We start from the raw sequence: 15808 nt of genomic DNA on the forward strand, positions 1-15808 counted from the left end.
TTGACTGGGATTCCGCTATGAGCAAAGGAGCCGTTCACCCGCCCTCGCTACCGTGGGCGGGTGCCGCTCGAACGCCCGCTCATCATCGGCCACCGAGGCGCTCCCGGATACCGCCCCGAGCACTCGCCGAGCTCGTACGCGGTGGCGATCGCCGCGGGAGTGGATGCCGTCGAACCCGACGTCGTCCCCTCGAAGGACGGCGTGCTGGTCGTTCGCCACGAGAATGAGATCAGCGCGACCACCGACGTCGCGACGCGGCCGGAGTTCGCCGAACGTCGCACGTCGAAGGTCGTGGACGGGGAGCGGCTGACCGGGTGGTTCGTGGAGGACTTCACCTGGAACGAGCTGCGCACGCTCCGGTGCCGCGAGCGGATCCCCGCCCTGCGACCGGGCAGCGCGGCTTTCGACGACACCGAGTCCGTGCTGTGTCTGCGGGACGTCCTCGACCTCGCCCGGAAGGGCGGCGTGGGGGTCGTCCTCGAGATCAAGCACGCGGCGGCGTTCGCCGCGCAGGGTTTCGACATGGCGGCGCTCGTTCGCGACGAGTTGCGCGAGGCGGACTGGCTGGACGACCCGACGCTGGTCATCGAGTCGTTCGAGCCCCTCGTTCTGGCGCGGCTGCGGGAGCTCGGCATCCAGGCGCCCCTCGTCCAACTCATCGAGGCGGGCGGAGCACCGTGGGACCTGCGCGAGCGCGATGGAGCCGCTGCCGTGACGTACGCGTCGATGCTGACGCCCGCAGGCCTGGACGCTCTCGCTCGCGAGGTCGACGGCATCAGTCCTGACAAACGGCTCATTCTGGACCCCGGGCGGCTCGGACGCGCTCGCGGCCCCGCGCGGTTCGTCGCCGAGGCTCAGGACCGTGGTCTGCGAGTCTTCACCTGGACATGCCGCCCGGAGAATATGTTCCTCCTGCCGGGGTATCGCCGGCACGGCGGTCAGGCTGCGTTCGGTGATTTCCGGTCGGAGTGGGCTCATCTCCGCGACGCGCGGCTCGACGGGGTGTTCGTCGATCATCCCGACCTGGGCGTTGAGGTCTTCGGCGGCTGACGGGGAGCGCAACCCCTGCCGATCGGGAGGTCGGCCGCGTGAGGATGGCCGCATGACGGTTGACGTGACGGTGGTCGGCGGTGGCATCTCGGGCCTCGCGTGCGCGCGGGTGGTTCAGGATGCCGGGAAGACGGCGCGCGTGCTCGATCGCGGGCGCCGCGTCGGCGGGCGTCTGTCGAGCCGCACGTTCGAGGGGCGTCCGGTCGACCTCGGAGCGTCGTACTTCGTCGTCGGCGAGGCGGACCGATTCGGGCACGTCGTCGCGGACTGGGAGGAGCGTGACCTCGCGCGCCCCTGGACCGACACGTTCGTCGTCGTCGACGCGGACGGGAACCAGACGCCGAAGCCGGGGCCGATGCGATGGGCTGCTCCGCTCGGACTCCGCTCGCTCGCTCTCGACCTCGCCCAGGGGCTCGACGTGGTGTCTGAGCGGACGGTCGAGCGTGTGGAGCCCTACCGCATCGACGGGGAGCCCTCGGGCGAGGTCGTGCTCGCGATGCCGGGGCCACAGGCGGCGCGCCTCACCGATGCCCGTCTCGGCTCGGGGGCCGCGTGGGAGCCCGTCATCGCCGTTGTGCTGCGGTGGGACGAGCGACAGTGGCCGGCCGACCTGCACGGCGCCTTCGTCGACGGCGATCCGGACGTGTCGTTCATCGCCGACGACGGGGATCGGCGCGGCGATGGGGCTCCCGTCCTGGTCGTGCACACGACCGCGGACCGCGCCCGGCGGCACCTCGACGATCCGGACGCGGCGATCGAGCCCGTCCTCGCTGCCACCCGCCGCCTCCTGGGGATCGGCGCTGGCCCCGTCTCGGCCTTCGCGCACCGGTGGACATTCGCGCGCCCCGCCGCGACGACCGGTCAGCCCTTCTTCCACTCGCCCGGCCTGTCCGCGTGCGGGGACGCATGGGGCGAGAGCGCTGCGGTGCGCACCGCGTGGTCGTCGGGTGATGCTCTCGGTCGCGCGCTCGCGGCATCCTGAATCCGTCTTCCCGAGGCGATGTCGGAAGGCCCCTCTAGGGTGGGGCCATGGATGTGGGGATCGACGCAACGGGGGTGCGGCGCTCGTTCGGGACCGTTCAGGCGGTGCAGGACGTGACGTTCGCGGCGTTGCCGGGCCGGGTGACGGGGCTCGTCGGTCCCAACGGCTCGGGCAAGACGACGCTCATGCTGATGTTCGCCTCGTTGCTCCAGCCCGACGCCGGTGAGATGCGGATCGGCGGCGTCGATCCGATCGCCGACCCCACGGGTGCGCGCCGTCTTCTGGGCTGGATGCCGGACTCTCTGGGCGCGTGGCCGAGCCTGACGGCGCGCGAGGTCCTCGTTGCGACGGCGCAGCTCTACGACATTCCGCGAACGGCGGCCCGCGCGCGCGCCGACGAGCTGCTCGAGCTCGTCGACCTCGCCCCGCTCGCGACGTCCGCGGCGCGGGTGCTCTCGCGCGGACAGAAGCAGCGTCTCGCGCTCGCGCGGGCGCTCGTGCACGACCCGAAGGTGCTGCTGCTCGACGAGCCGGCGTCGGGCCTCGACCCGCAGGCGCGCATCGCGCTGCGCGTGCTGCTGCGGCGCCTGGCGGGCGAGGGGCGCACGATCCTCATCTCGAGCCACGTCTTGTCCGAGCTCGAGGAGGTCGTCGACGGCGCGGTCTTCATGATGGACGGCCGCACGGTCGGGACCGATCGGGTCGCCGCGGCGGCGACGCGCACGCGGTCATGGCGGGTCCGGCTGCTCACCGATCCGTCGCGCGGGTCGCAGGCGGGTCGCGCCGAGGTCGCGGCGGCGCTCGGGCGTGCCCCCGACGAGATCGGGGTCGATCGCCGAGACCTGCTCGTGCCGTTCGCCGACGAGGCGGGGGCCGTCGCCGGGCTTCGCGCGCTGGTCGGTGCCGGCGTTCCGGTGGTCGAGTTCGCTCCGGCGGTGGGAGATCTCGAGCACGCGTTCCTCGACCTCAGAGTCGGCCCCGGCGGCGAGGGGAGCCCCGCATGAACCTCCACCGCCTCGGAACCGTCATCGGCATCGAGCTGCGTCAGCGCGTGCGCTCGGTCGGGTGGTACGTGCTGCTCGGGGTGTTCTTCGTCATCCTGATGGCCGTCCTCGCGCTGTCGTTCGCGTCGTTCGCGCTCGCCAGCGGGGGCAATGAGTGGTTCTTCTCCCTCGTCATCATGCTCGTGCTCCTGCTCGTGCTGCTCGTGTCTCCGACTCTCAGCGGCAGCGCCCTGAACGGGGATCGGGATGCCGCGACCCTCGCGCCCGTTCAGGTGACGCTCGTCACGACGGCCGAGATCGTCATCGGGAAGTTCCTCGCCGCGTGGATATCGGGGCTCGCCTTCCTCGTCGTGGCCTTGCCGTTCCTCGCGGTCGCCACCGCGGCAGGCGGCCTGAACCCGGGAGTGATCCTCGCCTCCCTCGGCATCCTGGTCCTCGAGGTCGGGGTGGTGGCCGCGGTCGGTGTCGGCTTCAGTGCCGTGGTCGCGCGGCCCATCTTCTCGGTCGCGAGCACGTATCTCGTCATCGCCGCGCTGTCGATCGGAACGCTGATCGCCTTCGGTCTCGGCGGACTCGCGGTGCGGAGCGAGCAGGTGTCGATCACGCGTGACTTCGACTGGAATGCATTGCCCGAGGGATGCGCCCCCGGCGCCCTCGACGGGTCCAGCCAGTGCCCCACATACGACGAGCTGCCCTGCATCGAGAACCGGTACACCTCGGAGGTGCCGCGCTTCGATCGCGTGTGGTGGGTACTCGCCGCGAATCCGTTCGTGATCCTGGCGGATGCCACGCCCCCGACCTACGTCGACGGCTATCCGCGTGACCTGTTCTCGCAGATCGCCTATAGCGTCCGCCTCGCTCAGAAGGCGCCCGAAACCGAGACGCGGTTCGACGGGTGTGTGGCACCCGAGGATTCGTGGTCGAACGAGACGCCGGAGGACCAGCTCGAGGGCACGGTTCCCAGCTGGTTCGTGGGGCTGATCGTGCAACTGCTGATCGCGGCCGGGTTGCTGACCTGGGGAATCGGTCGGACCCGTACACCGGCGAAGCGCCTGCCGCCGGGGACGCGTATCGCCTGAGGTCGCGGCCGACGTCGGGGCGGAGTGCCCGTGCTGACGACTCGGGATCGAGGGTCTCGGGACTTGGGGGCCGGGGGAGGGTGGCGTCAGCGCTCGAGGCTGGAGGGGTGGAGTCGGTGTGCGTCGCCCTCAGCGCAGACGCGCGGCCAGTGCCACGGCATCGTGAGGGGCGCGGCCGCGCGCATCGTTGTCGAAGTAGGCATAGACATCGCGCGACAGCCCGTCGGCGGAAGCGGTGCCGTCGAGCCAGCCGCGGATGCGGTCTGCCCACGCATCGAGCTCCGGCCCGGCGTACCCGCTCGCGTAGAGCTCTGTGGAGCCGTGGAGTCGCACGTAGACGTGGTCCGCGGTGAGGGCGTCGAACACGGGCCAGCGGCCCGCGGTGTCGGCGAGGACGAGGGCGACATCGTGTGCGCGAAGGATCTCGGCCGCACGCGGGTCGGAGAAAGAGGCCGAGCGCGGTTCGAGCGCGTGGCGGAGGGGCACATCGGCCTCGACCTCGAGCCAGTCGCGGCCGTCCAATCGCTGATCGTGCTGCCGGGCGAGTTCGAGGGCGGCACCGGTCGTCCGCGGGAGCTGCGAAAGGAAGCCGTCGAGCACGTCGGGATCGAAATCCACCCGATCGGGCAACTGCCAGAGGAACGGGCCGAGGGTCGGGCCGAGCGCGAGCACACCGGACGCGAAGAAGTTGGCGAGCGCTGTGTGCACGCCGACCAGGCGCAGCATGTGCGTGACATACCGCGAACCTTTGACCGCGAAGACGAAGTCCGCGGGCACCTCTTCGCGCCAGCGCCGGTAGCTGGCGGGACGCTGCAGCGAGTAGAAGGAGCCGTTGAGCTCGAGGCTGCGGAGGTGCTCGCCCACGTACGCGAGCTCGCGCCGCTGTGCGAGCCCGCGCGGATAGAAGTCTCCGCGCCAGCGCGGATAGCGCCAGCCCGAGATCCCGACGAAGGCGGTCGCGCTCAGGCGTGGCCCTCGGCGGCGGGGAAGCCGGGGTCCGCGGCGTCGCCCGTGTCGTCGGCGAGATCGACGTGCTCTTCGGCCTCGGCGGCGTCTTCGCGTACCTCGTCGGTCACGGCGTCGGTGGGGGCGGCCGAGTCGGCGTGGGCGTCGTCGGCGTGGCGGGAGGGGATGTCAGGAGTGCTCATTCGTCCACGGTGCGCCCTCGACCTGTCGTGGTCGACAGGCTTGCGCTCGAGGGCGAGAGGTGCGAGGGGCCGGGGGAGGACAGGGGGCGAAGGGAGGACCGATTCGCCCGGATCGTCCTCCGCCCGTCCCTCCTCCTCCCGCCGTCACGGTGCCGCGCCGTCGGTCAGCGCGCGCCGTCGGGGAACCGCCGCCCATGCCGGCGGAGCGCGCGTCAGTCCGTGGCATCCGGGATCGACGACTCGACCGCGGGCCAGGCGGGGAGCGGGTCGTCGAACGAGGTCCACGCCGCGGGGCCGGCGGCGAGCTCGGCGTCGGTCAACGCGGCGTCGTCGAGGATGTGCGCGAGCCGCGGAGCGGAGAGATCGAGTCCCGTGAACGCGATCTCCTGACCGAGGCCCATGCGGCCGTCGTCGGCTCCGATCGGTTCGATCCACATCGCCGAGCCCACGTGCTCCCACCGGGCCAGGATGCCGGGACGGCTGGCGAGACGGCAGAATCCCGCCGAGCGGACGAGGCGTCCCGCGGCCCCGTCGTCGAGCCGGTCGAGGGCGGCGGAGAGGCGCGCGGGGTGGAACGGGCGAACGTGCTCGTAGCGCAGCGTCATGACGCGGTTGTCGCGCATGTACGGGTCGTGCTCGTCGTTCAGGGCGTGGACCCACCCGGCGCGCTCGAGGATCTCGCCCTCGTGCGACGCCTCGGACGCGAGGTCGTTGAGCGGGTCGCGCGTCAGCCGGACCACCGCGCCCGGGTTCAGGTGCGACGCCAGAGCCATCTGCACGGCGAGGGCGGGTGTCGGCACCTGCTCCCAGTTGATCCAGACGATGCGGGTCGCGAGCTCGAGAGCGAGAGCGGCCTGGCGCGCGCGAGCACCGACGTCTCCACGCGTGTCGCCGGGGGCGGCGGATGTCACGAGCGCGGTGTCGTCGAGGAGGTCGCCGATCATGTGTCGGGCGTCCACGACGCAGACGGCTTCGACCTCAGCACCCCCACGTGCGGTGATCGAGTGGATGAGGTCGATGTCGGCGGCCATGTCGACGACCACGCGCTCGTCGTCGGTCCGCGGCCGAGGGAGGGGCAGCGCGTGCGCGGCGCGGAGGTCGGCGAAGCGCAGCAGATGGAGCGGCCGCGCCAAGGCGATGGCGGTTCGTTCGGCGTAGGACCGGCGTTCGGGGGCGCAGACGCCCATGATGGCGATCGTTCGGCGCATGGCATCCACCTCTCGTTTGTCAGGGAGCTCTCGACACCCTACCTTGTTAATGAGAATGGTTATCAACAAGGAGAACGCCATGAAGGTTCGTGCCTCGATCAAGTCCCTGAAGAAGCAGCCCGGCGCGCAGGTCGTGCGTCGGCGCGGCAAAGTCTTCGTGATCAACAAGCTCAATCCGCGCTTCAAGGGGCGGCAGGGGTGAGTCGTTCGTAGACTCGCGACGTGGAGTGGTGGGGTCTGACCGCCGGTGTCGCGATCGGCCTCGCGCTCGCGGGCCTCATGGCGTGGCGGGGTCGCGCGGTGCTGCGGCGACGTCAGGCGGAGGAGATCCAGGATGCCGCGACGTTCGGCTGGATGAAGCTCGAGGCCCCGTGCGGCGACGACCCCGGCGATAACGCGAACGAGAACCGTTCTTGATTGCCTAAACATATTGCAAAGCGTTTATGTGTGTGGTCTTCTTGCGGTGTGGACAAGATCGCGGGGCTCGCTGACGCCGCGGAGCTGTTCAAGGTCCTCGGCAACGACTCGCGGCTCGCGCTCGTGTGGTTGCTGAGCCGCGAACCGCTCACGGTCGGCGCGCTCGCCGATCAGGCCGGCCTGTCGCAACCGTTGGTGTCGCAACACCTGCGCACGCTGCGGCAAGCGGGACTGGTCGAATCCGAGCGTGAGGGCAAAGAGATCCGATACGCCCTCGCCGATCAGCACGTCGCGCATGTCGTGCTCGATGCGATCGCCCACGTCCAGGAAACGACCGACCAGGGGAACGAACATGAGCACCACTGAGACCCACGCTGAGCACACCGTCGACGAGCACGCGCACGGCGACAACTGTGGACACGAGGCCGTCGAGCACGGCGACCACGTCGACTACGTGCACGGCACCCACCACCACGCGCTGCACGGCGATCACTACGACGAGCACGAGGCCCAGGCTGAGCACACCGTGGCCGAGCACGCGCACGGCGACGACTGCGGACACGAGAGCGTGCAGCACGACGACCACGTCGACTACGTGCACGACGGTCACCGTCACGCGGCGCACGCCGACCACTACGACGAGCACTGAGGTGTGAGGGTATCCCGCGGCGACAAGCGCGGGATGCCGAGTCGAGGGCCCGTTTCCCCGATGGGGGAGGCGGGCCTTCGGCGTTGCCGGGGTCAGGCCTGCACGCGGAAGGCGCGTCCTTCGAAGCCCACCACGTCGCCGAGCTGCAACTGCCGCCCGCGGCGCCGTTCGACCTCGTCGTTGACCGTCACGTAGCCGTCGATGATCGCCTCTTTGGCGTCTCCGCCGGAGTCCAGGATGCCGGCGAACTTCAGGAACGCGCTGAGGCGGATGCTCTCGCTGCCGACGGGGACGTCCTGGGGTACGGGGCGGGTCATGGTTTCAGCATGGCAGGGTCTGCGCGCGGTCCCCTCGGTGAGTGTCCAAAACACCCGGACGATTTTTCGACGCGTCCGGGTGTGTTGGACACTCGAGAGGCAGAGCCGCGGCCGGGAGGTCGAAGTGAAGAGCTCGGGGGGAACCGAGACGTGGACGCGACGGCGGGAGTCGAACCCGCCACGCCTTCGGTTATGAGCCGAGGCCCGGGACCGCCCGGATCGCCGCGATGTGCCCCCACGCTAACCCGGGCCCCGCGGGCCTCCTACGGGCGTTGCGGATCGTGACCGGATGTGTCGCCGTGTGGCGAAGGTGCACGCCGACTCTCCAGGATCGCCCGCGTCGAGTGCTCCAGATGCGCGCGCACGGCCCGCTGCGGATCCGCCCACGCCTCCTCGACGTACTCGCGGTGTTCCTCGGTCAAAGCCCCGGGTGCGTACGCCGGGCGCACGTGCGTCAGCAGCAGGTGCATCTCGGAATCGAGGCGCCGATACTCCTCCGCGATCCGCGGGCTGCCGGCCGCATCGACGAGCGCGAGATGCACGCGCGCGTGCGCGTCGAGCGTCGCGGGCCAGTCTCCGGATGCCTCGGCGGCGGCGAGGGCATCGAGGGCGGCGTCGATCTCGGCCGGACGGATGCCGCGACCCCGCGCGATCCGCACCGCTTCGGTCTCGAGAGCACAGCGCAACTGCTGCAGCGCGACGAGCGCGTCGTCGTCGAGCAGTGACACGCGGACGCCGCGGTAGGGCTCCGCGGTGACGAGGCGTTCCGCGGCGAGCCGGGTGAGGGCCGTGCGGGCGGTGTGCCGCGAGACGCCGTGCGTCGCGCTCAGCTCCTCCTCCCGGAGGGGTGTGCCGGGCGCCAGTTCGCCGGAGAGGATGCCGGCACGCACCGCGTCCGCGACGAGGTCGGCGGCGCGAGGGCCGGGTACGTGGGCTGCTGTCGCGGCGGAGGCGGGGGAGTCACGCGGGGGCCGTGGCATCCGGAACCTCCTGACGTCGACGAGACGGAACCGACACGACGGCGAGGCCGATCGCGATGAGCGCGAGGCCGATCGCGCTGACGGGCGTGAGCTGCTCGTGCAGCACGAAGAGGCCGAGGAGGGTCGCCGCGAGGGGCTCGGCGAGGGTCAGCGTCGAGACCGTGACGGCCGTCAGACGCGCGAGGCCCCAGCCGAACAGGAGGTACGCGACCGTCGTCGTGATCACTCCCAGCCAGAGCGCGAGCGCGAGACCGTTCGGGGTCGTGAGCCACGACGCTCCGGCGATCAGGAGAACGGGCAGGCTCGCGACAGCCGCGACGCCGAACACCGTTCCCATCACGCGCGTGGAGTCCCACCCCCTCTCGATCAGCGCCTTTCCGCACACCGTATAGAGGGCGTACGACATTCCCGCGCCGGCCGAGGCGAGCAGCCCGCCCGGCGCGAGCACCACCGCCCCGCCGGTCACCCCCGATACGAGCACGACGCCGGTGAGCGCGATGGCGGTGGCGAGCATCCACCGGGGTGAGGGGAGGCGGCGTGAGCGGATGGCATCCACGATCCCCGTCGCGATGGGGGCCGATCCGAGGGCGACCACTGTGCCGATCGCGACGCCGTTCTCGCGTGTCCCGAGGAAGAAGAGCGGTTGGTAGGCGAGGACCCCGATCGCTCCCACGGCGATGAGCGCGGCCGTGGAGACGCGCGATCCGGTGGGCGTCGGCGTGCGCGGGCGCCGCGCGAGCGCGAGCAGACCCAGGATGCCGCCGCCGACGACGATCCGCGCCGCGCCGACCGCAAGGGGCGAGGCATCGACGCCGGCGAGCGCTTGCGCCGTCCCGGTGGTGGAGAAGCACAGTGCCGCGGCGAGGATCGCGAGAGCGGGAAGCATGGATGGATTGTTACACAATCTGGCCGCGCGTGTCGCCGCGCGGGCGGGCTGCCGTGCCGTCGTGCGGAGTTCGTTGCGGACACGCCGGTTCGGGATGCCGTGAGGCGGCGTGTCGGCCGCCAACTCCGCGCGATGGTACGCAGAGGCGGGGCGCGGGCGGCGGCGCTCGGGCCCCTCCCCGGTGGGACGGACGCTCAGGAACCGCTGTGTAACGTAGGTGCATGGCGACGACGGCGGGGCGAGGCATCCTGGCCCTGATCGTCGCCGGGGGGCTCCTGGTTCTCGGAGCCGCCTCGGCCCTCCTGGTGGATCCGTTCGCGCGCACGCCCATGGTCGTCGACGCCACCACCGAGTGGCTCGCCCGCATTCTGCTGCTGTTCGGGGTCGGCTGGATCGTCGTCGGCGCGGTTGCTGCCCGCACGCGTCTCGTGCGCCGCCCCGGTGCCGCCGCCGCCCGCGCGAGCTGGATCGCCTCGACGCGGCCGTGGCGAGCGGCGGAATCGAGCCTCGGCCTGCTGCCCCTCGACCGCTGGCTCATGATCGTCGTCCCCGCGGGTGTCCTGGTCGCCACGCGTGTCGTTCAGACGCCGCGCGACGGGCTCTGGGGTGCCGCGCTCGCCGTGGTCGGGTGGCTCTTCTTCGCGATCGTGGTGCGGTTGCTGCTCGGCAAGCGCTCGCCGTGGCCGATCATCGCCGCCGTCGGGGGAGCTCTCGTCCTGCGGTGCGTCGTCGCGCTGGCCGTGATCTCGGTCTCGGGTCCCGAGGGGATCTGGCCCGCGCTGTGGGCGATGCCGGTGGTCCGCGTGCTCTATCTCGCGCTGGCGTTCGCGCTCCTGGCCTGGGTGTTCGTCGTCGCCGGCTGGTCGCTGCGCCCGCAACTGGGGCGTCGGCGTGCGACCGGTGTCGCCCTGGCCGGGATGGGGATCGCGTACGCCCTGCCCGCGGCGACGATCGCCGTCGTCGGGGCCGGCGACGCCCTGCGCTCGTGGAACGAGCAGATCGGCGTGCTGCCCTGGGATCTCGCCCGGTTCACGGGCGGGCGCGACGGTGACATCCCCGCCGAGCTCGTCATCGGCGCGGCCGTCGCGGGTGCGGTCGTGACGATCATCGGCATCCTGCTCGCTCTTCCGCAGCGCTCTCGGGAACGCTCGACGCTCTAGTCAGCTCGCCAGGGTGCGGTCGAACGGACCGCCCCGACGGATGTCGCGCACCTCTTTGCCCAGCGGCATGAGCGACACCGGCACGAGCTTGAAGTTCGCGATGCCGAGCGGGATGCCGATGATCGTGATGCACAGCGCGATGCCGGTGAGGATGTGCTCGAGGGCGAGCCACCACCCGGCGAGGATCACCCACACCACGTTGCCGAGGAACGAACCGACTCCGGCGGTCGGCTTGGCCACGATCTCGCGCCCGAAGGGCCAGAGCGCGTACAGCCCGATGCGGAACGACGCGATGCCCCACGGAATCGTCACGATGAGGATGCACAGCACGATCCCCGCCAGCATGTAGCTGACGAAGAGCCAGAAGCCCGACAGGACGAGCCACAGGATGTTGAGGATGAGGCGCATGCCTCCATCATGGCGGGAGGACTCCGGATGCCAAGGGGGCGAGGCCGATGTCGGAGCCCCCGCCTAGACTTGGACGCGCCATGACCGACGCCTCCACGCCCCTGATCGTCGGCGGTCCCGCACCGTCGGATGCCCGCCCCGACGCCGACCTCCTCCAGGGGCTCAACGGCCCTCAGCGCGAGGCCGTGACTTACCGCGGGCAGGCGCTGCTCATCGTGGCGGGTGCAGGGTCGGGCAAGACGAGCGTGCTCACCCGACGTATCGCCTCGCTGCTCCGCACACGCGAGGCCTACCCGAGCCAGATCCTCGCGATCACCTTCACCAACAAGGCCGCCGGTGAGATGCGCGAGCGCGTCCACCAGCTGATCGGTCAGAAGGCCGACGGCATGTGGATCTCGACGTTCCACTCCGCGTGTGTGCGGATCCTGCGGCGCGAGGCCGAGCAGTTCGGCTTCACCAAGGCCTTCACGATCTACGACTCGGGTGACTCGCGCGCGCTCATCAAGCGTCTCGTGAAAGAGCACGAGGGCGACTCGTTCGGCCTCACTCCCGCGGGCACGCAGAGCCGCATCTCGAAGCTCAAGAACGAGCTCGCCGACGCCGAGTCGTACGCGCGATCGGCGAACATGAGCGACCCCGCTGAGCGCATCTTCGTCGAGATCTTCTCGTCGTATCAGCGTGAGCTGCAGCGGGCCAACGCCTTCGACTTCGACGACCTCATCGCGCAGACCGTCTACCTGTTCCGCGCCTTCCCGCAGGTCGCGGACCGCTATCGCAAGCGCTTCCGCCACATCCTGGTCGATGAGTATCAGGACACCAACCACGCGCAGTACGCGCTGATCCACGAGCTCACGCGGCCCGTCGGGGCCGACGCCGAGCCGTTCTCCTCTGGCGGAATGATGATCTTCGACGCGGAGCCCGCGGGCGACGATGCCGCGTCGCTCACGGTCGTCGGCGACTCCGACCAGTCGATCTACGCGTTCCGCGGCGCCGACATCCGCAACATCAGCGAGTTCGAGCGCGACTACCCGGGCGCCAAGGTCGTGCTGCTCGAGCAGAACTACCGCTCGACGCAGAACATCCTGTCGGCCGCCAACGCGGTGATCTCGAACAACTTCGACCGCAAAGACAAGAAGCTCTGGACCGACGTCGGGGCGGGAGACCCGATCATCGGCTTCACCGGCTACTCGCAGCACGACGAGGCGCAATTCGTCGCCGACGAGATCGAGGCGCTGCACAAGAAGGGCGTCGACTACTCCGGTATCGCGGTCTTCTACCGCACCAACTCGCAGTCGCGAGCGCTGGAAGAGATCTTCATCCGCTCCGCTGTGCCTTACAAGATCATGGGCGGCACGAAGTTCTACGAGCGCGCCGAGATCAAAGACGCCCTCGCCTACCTGGTCGCCGTCGCGAACCCGGCCGACGGCATGGCGGTCCGCCGCATCCTGAACCGCCCCCGACGCGGCATCGGCGACGTGACCGAGACGGCCATCGCCCGCTACGCCGCCGAGCACGACATCACCTTCCGTGACGCCCTGGCCAACTCCGCGCAGATCGGCGTCGGGCCGAAGCTTCAGAAGGCGATCGACCAGCTCGACGCGGTGCTCACCGAGGCCACGGCGATCATGCTCCCGACATCCGGAGAGCTCGCCCCCTCCACCTCGGTCACCGAGGGTCTCACTCTGCTGCTCAACAAGAGCGGGTACTTCGACGCCCTGCGTGCCAGCAAAGACCCGCAAGACGAAGCCCGCCTCGAGAACCTCGACGAGCTCATCGCCGTCACGCGAGAGTTCGCACGGAACAACCCCGAGGGGACGGTCATCGACTTCCTCACCGAGGTGACGCTGGTGGCGGATGCCGACGACCTCGACGACGCGTCCGGCTCGGTGTCCCTCATGACCCTGCACACCGCGAAGGGCCTCGAGTACGACGCCGTGTTCCTGACCGGTGTCGAGGAAGACCTGCTCCCGCACCGGATCTCGGCGAATGAGCCCGGTGGTCCCCAGGAGGAGCGGCGACTCTTCTACGTCGGCATCACGCGCGCGCGCAAGCGTCTGCACGTGTCGCTCGCGATGACCCGCGCGCAGTTCGGCGAGGTCACGGTGGCGATGCCGAGCCGTTTCCTGCAAGAGATCCCGGCCGACCTCATCGACTGGCGCCAGTCTCCGGGCGACGTCAACGGTCGAGGCGGGTCGCAGTCGCGCGCGCTGAATGCGCGCGGCCGCCGCCCGGGTCAGAGCGGGGGCGGAAGCCGCTACGGCGACGACCTCGTCCCGCTGCCGAAGCGCGCGCCGGCCGACCCCAGCAAGTTCCCGAACCGCATCCCCGCCAAGGTCCGCGACAACGGCGACATGGTGCTGGCGTCGGGCGATCGCATCCGTCACGACGACTTCGGTGAGGGGCGTGTGGACGCCGTCACGGGCGAGGGGGCGAAGCGCGTCGCGCACGTGCGCTTCGACACCGTGGGCCCGAAGAAGCTGCTGATCAAGATCGCGCCGATCACGAAGCTGTAGCCGGAGGGTCACCTCCGAGTTCACCCGGCGGAGACACGAGGAGAAGGCGCGCGGCTAGGCTGGCCCAATGGCTCTTTTCTCGCGCCGAAACAAGTCCGACGACCGCGCTGACACCACGATCGAACCGGGCGAGCAGCCCGTCGACCCGGCCGGTCCGAGCGACGCCACCGATTCCGCGGACGCCGGCACCGACGCCGCAGCCCCGCCCACCCCCAGCGTCACCATCTCGACCTCCTCCTTCCGCGGGGTCGGCGCCGCCCCCGAGACCCCGTCGACCCCTCCGGTCGCGGCGCGTCCGTCCGCTCGGCAGCCTGGCCCGATGGAGGCGCCCGAGGGCTTCGAGTCGATCCCCGGCCTGCGCGACAACGCGCTTCTCGCGACCGCGCTCGCTGAGATCAAGGGTCAGCCGGAGCCTCCCCAGCTGCTGAACGTCGCTCGCCAGTTGCTGCAGGGACACGTCTTCCTGCGCGTGAAGGGTGACGCACGCGCTCTTCTCGCCGAGGGCAAGGACCTGCCCCTCGCGATCGCGACCCGCGGAGACGAACAGCTCGTCCTCGCCTACAGCAGTGGCCAGGCGCTCAGCAAGAGCGTCGAGGCCGACGGTGACCGCGACACGTCCGCGATGGGGCAGCCGATCATGGCGCTCCTGCGGCACGTCCTCGACGGTCCGTACGCCGGAATCGTCCTCGACCCGGCGTCCGACGACGCGCGTGCCGTGCTGCCGTCGGCGCTGCTGGAGCGCATGGTCGGCGAGGCCGATGAGCAGCTGCGCGTCAAGACGGCGCTCAGCGAGAAGCGCACCGACGACACGGCCTCCGCGATCGTCTCCGCCATCGTCGACGGCGTCCCGCTCTGGATCGCGGTGAACCAGACCGAAGAGGGCGGAGCGGTCGGGGTCGCCGAGTCGCGCTCGGCCACGGGCGAGCGTTTCCTCGAGGTGTTCTCGCACCCGCTCGAGCTCCTCGCGCTCGGCCGCGGCGACCAGCCCGTGCCGCTCAAGGCGGAACAGCTGGCCAAGGCCCTCGCGAGCGACGAGGGGCTCACCGGCCTGCTCGTCGATCCCGCCGGCCCGTGGATCCGTCTGTCGCGCGCCGACCTCGCCCCGGTGCTGGCGCTCGCGGAGTAGATCCGCCGTTCCCGGCCGCTGCGTCGGTCCGCGCGGGCGAAACTCCTGAGTTTTCGCGGTGTCGCCCCTCCGGTGGTCGCCGCGCGGCGCAAAACCGGTAGATCCTCAGGAGTTTCGCCCACGGGCGGACGCCGTGGATTCGGGCGTCCGAAGCGTCAGACCCCGTACAACTCGCCGACCGGGACGGCGACCGGCAGGACGTTGCCCGCGGGTGCGAGCGGGCACGCCCACATCGGGTCGTACGCGCACGAGGGGTTGTACGCGAAGTTGAAGTCGATCACGAGCGTCTCCGGGGTCGCGCCCCGGCCGAGGTCGGCGCCCTTGATCGTGTCGATGAGGTAGCGGCCGCCGCCGTAGGTCCCACCGGGCCGGCCGGCTGCGGCATCCCGAACCGGCACGAACAAGCCCCCGCCGTACGAGGTCAGCCGCCACACGTCGAGAGACCCCGTGTCGGGCAGCTCGACGCGGCCGATGCGTTCGAAGCCGACTTCGCCGTCGGTTCCGGTCGTGGCGACGAACGACGCTTCGTCGGCGTCGAGCAGCGGCACGTCGAACCGCCATGCCGCGTCATAGGGCGCGAGCGGGAGACCCGCGAACGCCTCACGCTGCTCGGGGAGCAGAGGCGTCGCGGGATGCCCGGCGAAGAGCGCGTCGCGCTCGATACGCCAGAGCTCGTGCGCCTCTTCGGGGTCGTCCGCCTCGCGCACGGCGTCGTAGAGGGCGAACACGCGGCGACGCCAGTCGGCGATCTCGAGGGCGGTGCGGGCAGCGGCGGAGGTCATCCTCTGAGCGTAAGGGCGGCCGGATGCCAGGGCTCGGGGTGGACAGCGGGCGGTAGCCGTGATGCTCTGGGCCCCCCCGGCCCCGGATCCGGCGTGCAC

The 15808-nt window shown here is 70.8% G+C and carries 19 protein-coding genes and 1 tRNA gene; 11 read left to right on the plus strand and 9 right to left on the minus strand.

Annotated elements, in window-relative coordinates; all coding sequences use genetic code 11:
* Positions 1–60: 60 nt before the first annotated feature.
* Genes ACMW4R_RS06970 through ACMW4R_RS06985 form a run of 4 tightly spaced genes read left to right on the plus strand, consistent with a single transcriptional unit; the run spans position 61 to position 4115 of the window.
* Complete coding sequence (locus ACMW4R_RS06970; RefSeq protein ID WP_418299505.1) at positions 61–1050, plus strand: glycerophosphodiester phosphodiesterase family protein; 990 nt, start codon at positions 61–63, stop codon at positions 1048–1050.
* Between the two features lie 52 nt (positions 1051–1102).
* Positions 1103–2032 (plus strand): NAD(P)/FAD-dependent oxidoreductase, encoded by a 930-nt coding sequence (locus ACMW4R_RS06975; RefSeq protein ID WP_418299506.1) that lies wholly within the window; start codon positions 1103–1105, stop codon positions 2030–2032.
* Between the two features lie 47 nt (positions 2033–2079).
* The gene (locus ACMW4R_RS06980) at positions 2080–3036 is read left to right on the plus strand and encodes an ABC transporter ATP-binding protein (protein ID WP_418299507.1); all 957 of its coding nucleotides are present in this window, start codon (positions 2080–2082) and stop codon (positions 3034–3036) included.
* Positions 3033–4115 carry an ABC transporter permease gene (locus ACMW4R_RS06985; protein ID WP_418299508.1) on the plus strand — a complete coding sequence of 361 codons (1083 nt, stop codon included), beginning with the start codon at positions 3033–3035 and terminating at the stop codon, positions 4113–4115. Before ACMW4R_RS06980 ends, ACMW4R_RS06985 begins: the two co-directional genes overlap by 4 nt.
* 129 nt (positions 4116–4244) lie before the next feature.
* On the opposite strand, the gene ACMW4R_RS06990 is transcribed toward ACMW4R_RS06985, so the two are convergent.
* From ACMW4R_RS06990 to ACMW4R_RS07000, 3 genes are all read right to left on the minus strand, one after another.
* The gene (locus tag ACMW4R_RS06990; RefSeq protein ID WP_418299892.1) at positions 4245–5081 is read right to left on the minus strand and encodes a DUF72 domain-containing protein; all 837 of its coding nucleotides are present in this window, start codon (positions 5079–5081) and stop codon (positions 4245–4247) included.
* Positions 5078–5263: a hypothetical protein gene (locus ACMW4R_RS06995; RefSeq protein ID WP_418299509.1), complete on the minus strand. Its 186-nt coding sequence runs from the start codon at positions 5261–5263 to the stop codon at positions 5078–5080. Before ACMW4R_RS06995 ends, ACMW4R_RS06990 begins: the two co-directional genes overlap by 4 nt.
* A 212-nt stretch (positions 5264–5475) precedes the next feature.
* On the minus strand, positions 5476–6471 hold the full coding sequence (locus ACMW4R_RS07000; RefSeq protein ID WP_418299510.1) for a GTP-binding protein: 996 nt from the start codon (positions 6469–6471) through the stop codon (positions 5476–5478).
* Between the two features lie 79 nt (positions 6472–6550).
* Between ACMW4R_RS07000 and ykgO the strand changes: the two genes are divergently transcribed.
* The 4 genes from ykgO to ACMW4R_RS07020 are packed head-to-tail and all read left to right on the plus strand — an operon-like array spanning position 6551 to position 7537.
* Positions 6551–6673, plus strand: coding sequence for a type B 50S ribosomal protein L36 (gene ykgO / locus ACMW4R_RS07005; protein WP_056226526.1), 123 nt, complete (start codon positions 6551–6553; stop codon positions 6671–6673).
* A 20-nt stretch (positions 6674–6693) separates the two neighbouring features.
* A complete protein-coding gene (locus ACMW4R_RS07010) occupies positions 6694–6888 on the plus strand; it encodes a hypothetical protein (protein ID WP_418299511.1) in 195 nt (64 codons plus the stop codon).
* 48 nt (positions 6889–6936) lie between these two features.
* Positions 6937–7254, plus strand: a complete 318-nt coding sequence (locus ACMW4R_RS07015) for an ArsR/SmtB family transcription factor (protein WP_058597124.1) — start codon at positions 6937–6939, stop codon at positions 7252–7254.
* On the plus strand, positions 7241–7537 hold the full coding sequence (locus ACMW4R_RS07020; RefSeq protein WP_418299512.1) for a hypothetical protein: 297 nt from the start codon (positions 7241–7243) through the stop codon (positions 7535–7537). Before ACMW4R_RS07015 ends, ACMW4R_RS07020 begins: the two co-directional genes overlap by 14 nt.
* 92 nt (positions 7538–7629) lie before the next feature.
* On the opposite strand, the gene ACMW4R_RS07025 is transcribed toward ACMW4R_RS07020, so the two are convergent.
* The 4 genes from ACMW4R_RS07025 to ACMW4R_RS07040 form a co-directional block, all read right to left on the minus strand.
* Positions 7630–7854, minus strand: coding sequence for an RNA-binding S4 domain-containing protein (locus tag ACMW4R_RS07025; protein ID WP_418299513.1), 225 nt, complete (start codon positions 7852–7854; stop codon positions 7630–7632).
* 151 nt (positions 7855–8005) lie between these two features.
* Positions 8006–8081 (minus strand) — tRNA-Met (locus ACMW4R_RS07030).
* A 36-nt stretch (positions 8082–8117) separates the two neighbouring features.
* Complete coding sequence (locus tag ACMW4R_RS07035) at positions 8118–8834, minus strand: GntR family transcriptional regulator (RefSeq protein WP_418299514.1); 717 nt, start codon at positions 8832–8834, stop codon at positions 8118–8120.
* Positions 8815–9720: a DMT family transporter gene (locus tag ACMW4R_RS07040; protein ID WP_418299515.1), complete on the minus strand. Its 906-nt coding sequence runs from the start codon at positions 9718–9720 to the stop codon at positions 8815–8817. Before ACMW4R_RS07040 ends, ACMW4R_RS07035 begins: the two co-directional genes overlap by 20 nt.
* A 221-nt stretch (positions 9721–9941) precedes the next feature.
* Here ACMW4R_RS07040 and ACMW4R_RS07045 point away from each other — a divergent pair, with 221 nt between their 5' ends.
* Positions 9942–10880, plus strand: a complete 939-nt coding sequence (locus ACMW4R_RS07045; protein WP_058597129.1) for a hypothetical protein — start codon at positions 9942–9944, stop codon at positions 10878–10880.
* Here ACMW4R_RS07045 and ACMW4R_RS07050 read toward each other — a convergent pair whose 3' ends face one another.
* A complete protein-coding gene (locus tag ACMW4R_RS07050; RefSeq protein WP_058597130.1) occupies positions 10881–11288 on the minus strand; it encodes a YccF domain-containing protein in 408 nt (135 codons plus the stop codon).
* 80 nt (positions 11289–11368) lie between these two features.
* Between ACMW4R_RS07050 and ACMW4R_RS07055 the strand changes: the two genes are divergently transcribed.
* Positions 11369–13801 (plus strand): ATP-dependent helicase, encoded by a 2433-nt coding sequence (locus ACMW4R_RS07055; protein WP_418299516.1) that lies wholly within the window; start codon positions 11369–11371, stop codon positions 13799–13801.
* Between the two features lie 67 nt (positions 13802–13868).
* On the plus strand, positions 13869–14927 hold the full coding sequence (locus tag ACMW4R_RS07060; RefSeq protein ID WP_058597132.1) for an SseB family protein: 1059 nt from the start codon (positions 13869–13871) through the stop codon (positions 14925–14927).
* A 155-nt stretch (positions 14928–15082) separates the two neighbouring features.
* On the opposite strand, the gene ACMW4R_RS07065 is transcribed toward ACMW4R_RS07060, so the two are convergent.
* Complete coding sequence (locus ACMW4R_RS07065) at positions 15083–15709, minus strand: DUF1684 domain-containing protein (RefSeq protein WP_058626193.1); 627 nt, start codon at positions 15707–15709, stop codon at positions 15083–15085.
* Between the last annotated feature and the right edge of the window lie 99 nt (positions 15710–15808).

Origin of the sequence: Microbacterium sp. S1037, assembly GCF_048381605.1 — a bacterium.
GTDB classification, from domain to species: domain Bacteria; phylum Actinomycetota; class Actinomycetes; order Actinomycetales; family Microbacteriaceae; genus Microbacterium; species Microbacterium testaceum_B.

What these genes read in the sequence shown, in the direction of transcription:
- ACMW4R_RS06985 (WP_418299508.1), top strand. Translation starts at nt 3,033, where the DNA reads ATGAACCTCCACCGCCTCGGAACCGTCATCGGCATCGAGCTGCGTCAG.
- ACMW4R_RS06995 (WP_418299509.1), bottom strand. Translation starts at nt 5,263, where the DNA reads ATGAGCACTCCTGACATCCCCTCCCGCCACGCCGACGACGCCCACGCC.
- ACMW4R_RS07040 (WP_418299515.1), bottom strand. Translation starts at nt 9,720, where the DNA reads ATGCTTCCCGCTCTCGCGATCCTCGCCGCGGCACTGTGCTTCTCCACC.
- ACMW4R_RS07060 (WP_058597132.1), top strand. Translation starts at nt 13,869, where the DNA reads ATGGCTCTTTTCTCGCGCCGAAACAAGTCCGACGACCGCGCTGACACC.
- ykgO (WP_056226526.1), top strand. Translation starts at nt 6,551, where the DNA reads ATGAAGGTTCGTGCCTCGATCAAGTCCCTGAAGAAGCAGCCCGGCGCG.
- ACMW4R_RS06975 (WP_418299506.1), top strand. Translation starts at nt 1,103, where the DNA reads ATGACGGTTGACGTGACGGTGGTCGGCGGTGGCATCTCGGGCCTCGCG.
- ACMW4R_RS07000 (WP_418299510.1), bottom strand. Translation starts at nt 6,471, where the DNA reads ATGCGCCGAACGATCGCCATCATGGGCGTCTGCGCCCCCGAACGCCGG.
- ACMW4R_RS07020 (WP_418299512.1), top strand. Translation starts at nt 7,241, where the DNA reads ATGAGCACCACTGAGACCCACGCTGAGCACACCGTCGACGAGCACGCG.
- ACMW4R_RS07045 (WP_058597129.1), top strand. Translation starts at nt 9,942, where the DNA reads ATGGCGACGACGGCGGGGCGAGGCATCCTGGCCCTGATCGTCGCCGGG.
- ACMW4R_RS06980 (WP_418299507.1), top strand. Translation starts at nt 2,080, where the DNA reads ATGGATGTGGGGATCGACGCAACGGGGGTGCGGCGCTCGTTCGGGACC.
- ACMW4R_RS07025 (WP_418299513.1), bottom strand. Translation starts at nt 7,854, where the DNA reads ATGACCCGCCCCGTACCCCAGGACGTCCCCGTCGGCAGCGAGAGCATC.
- ACMW4R_RS07055 (WP_418299516.1), top strand. Translation starts at nt 11,369, where the DNA reads ATGACCGACGCCTCCACGCCCCTGATCGTCGGCGGTCCCGCACCGTCG.
- ACMW4R_RS07035 (WP_418299514.1), bottom strand. Translation starts at nt 8,834, where the DNA reads ATGCCACGGCCCCCGCGTGACTCCCCCGCCTCCGCCGCGACAGCAGCC.
- ACMW4R_RS07050 (WP_058597130.1), bottom strand. Translation starts at nt 11,288, where the DNA reads ATGCGCCTCATCCTCAACATCCTGTGGCTCGTCCTGTCGGGCTTCTGG.
- ACMW4R_RS07065 (WP_058626193.1), bottom strand. Translation starts at nt 15,709, where the DNA reads ATGACCTCCGCCGCTGCCCGCACCGCCCTCGAGATCGCCGACTGGCGT.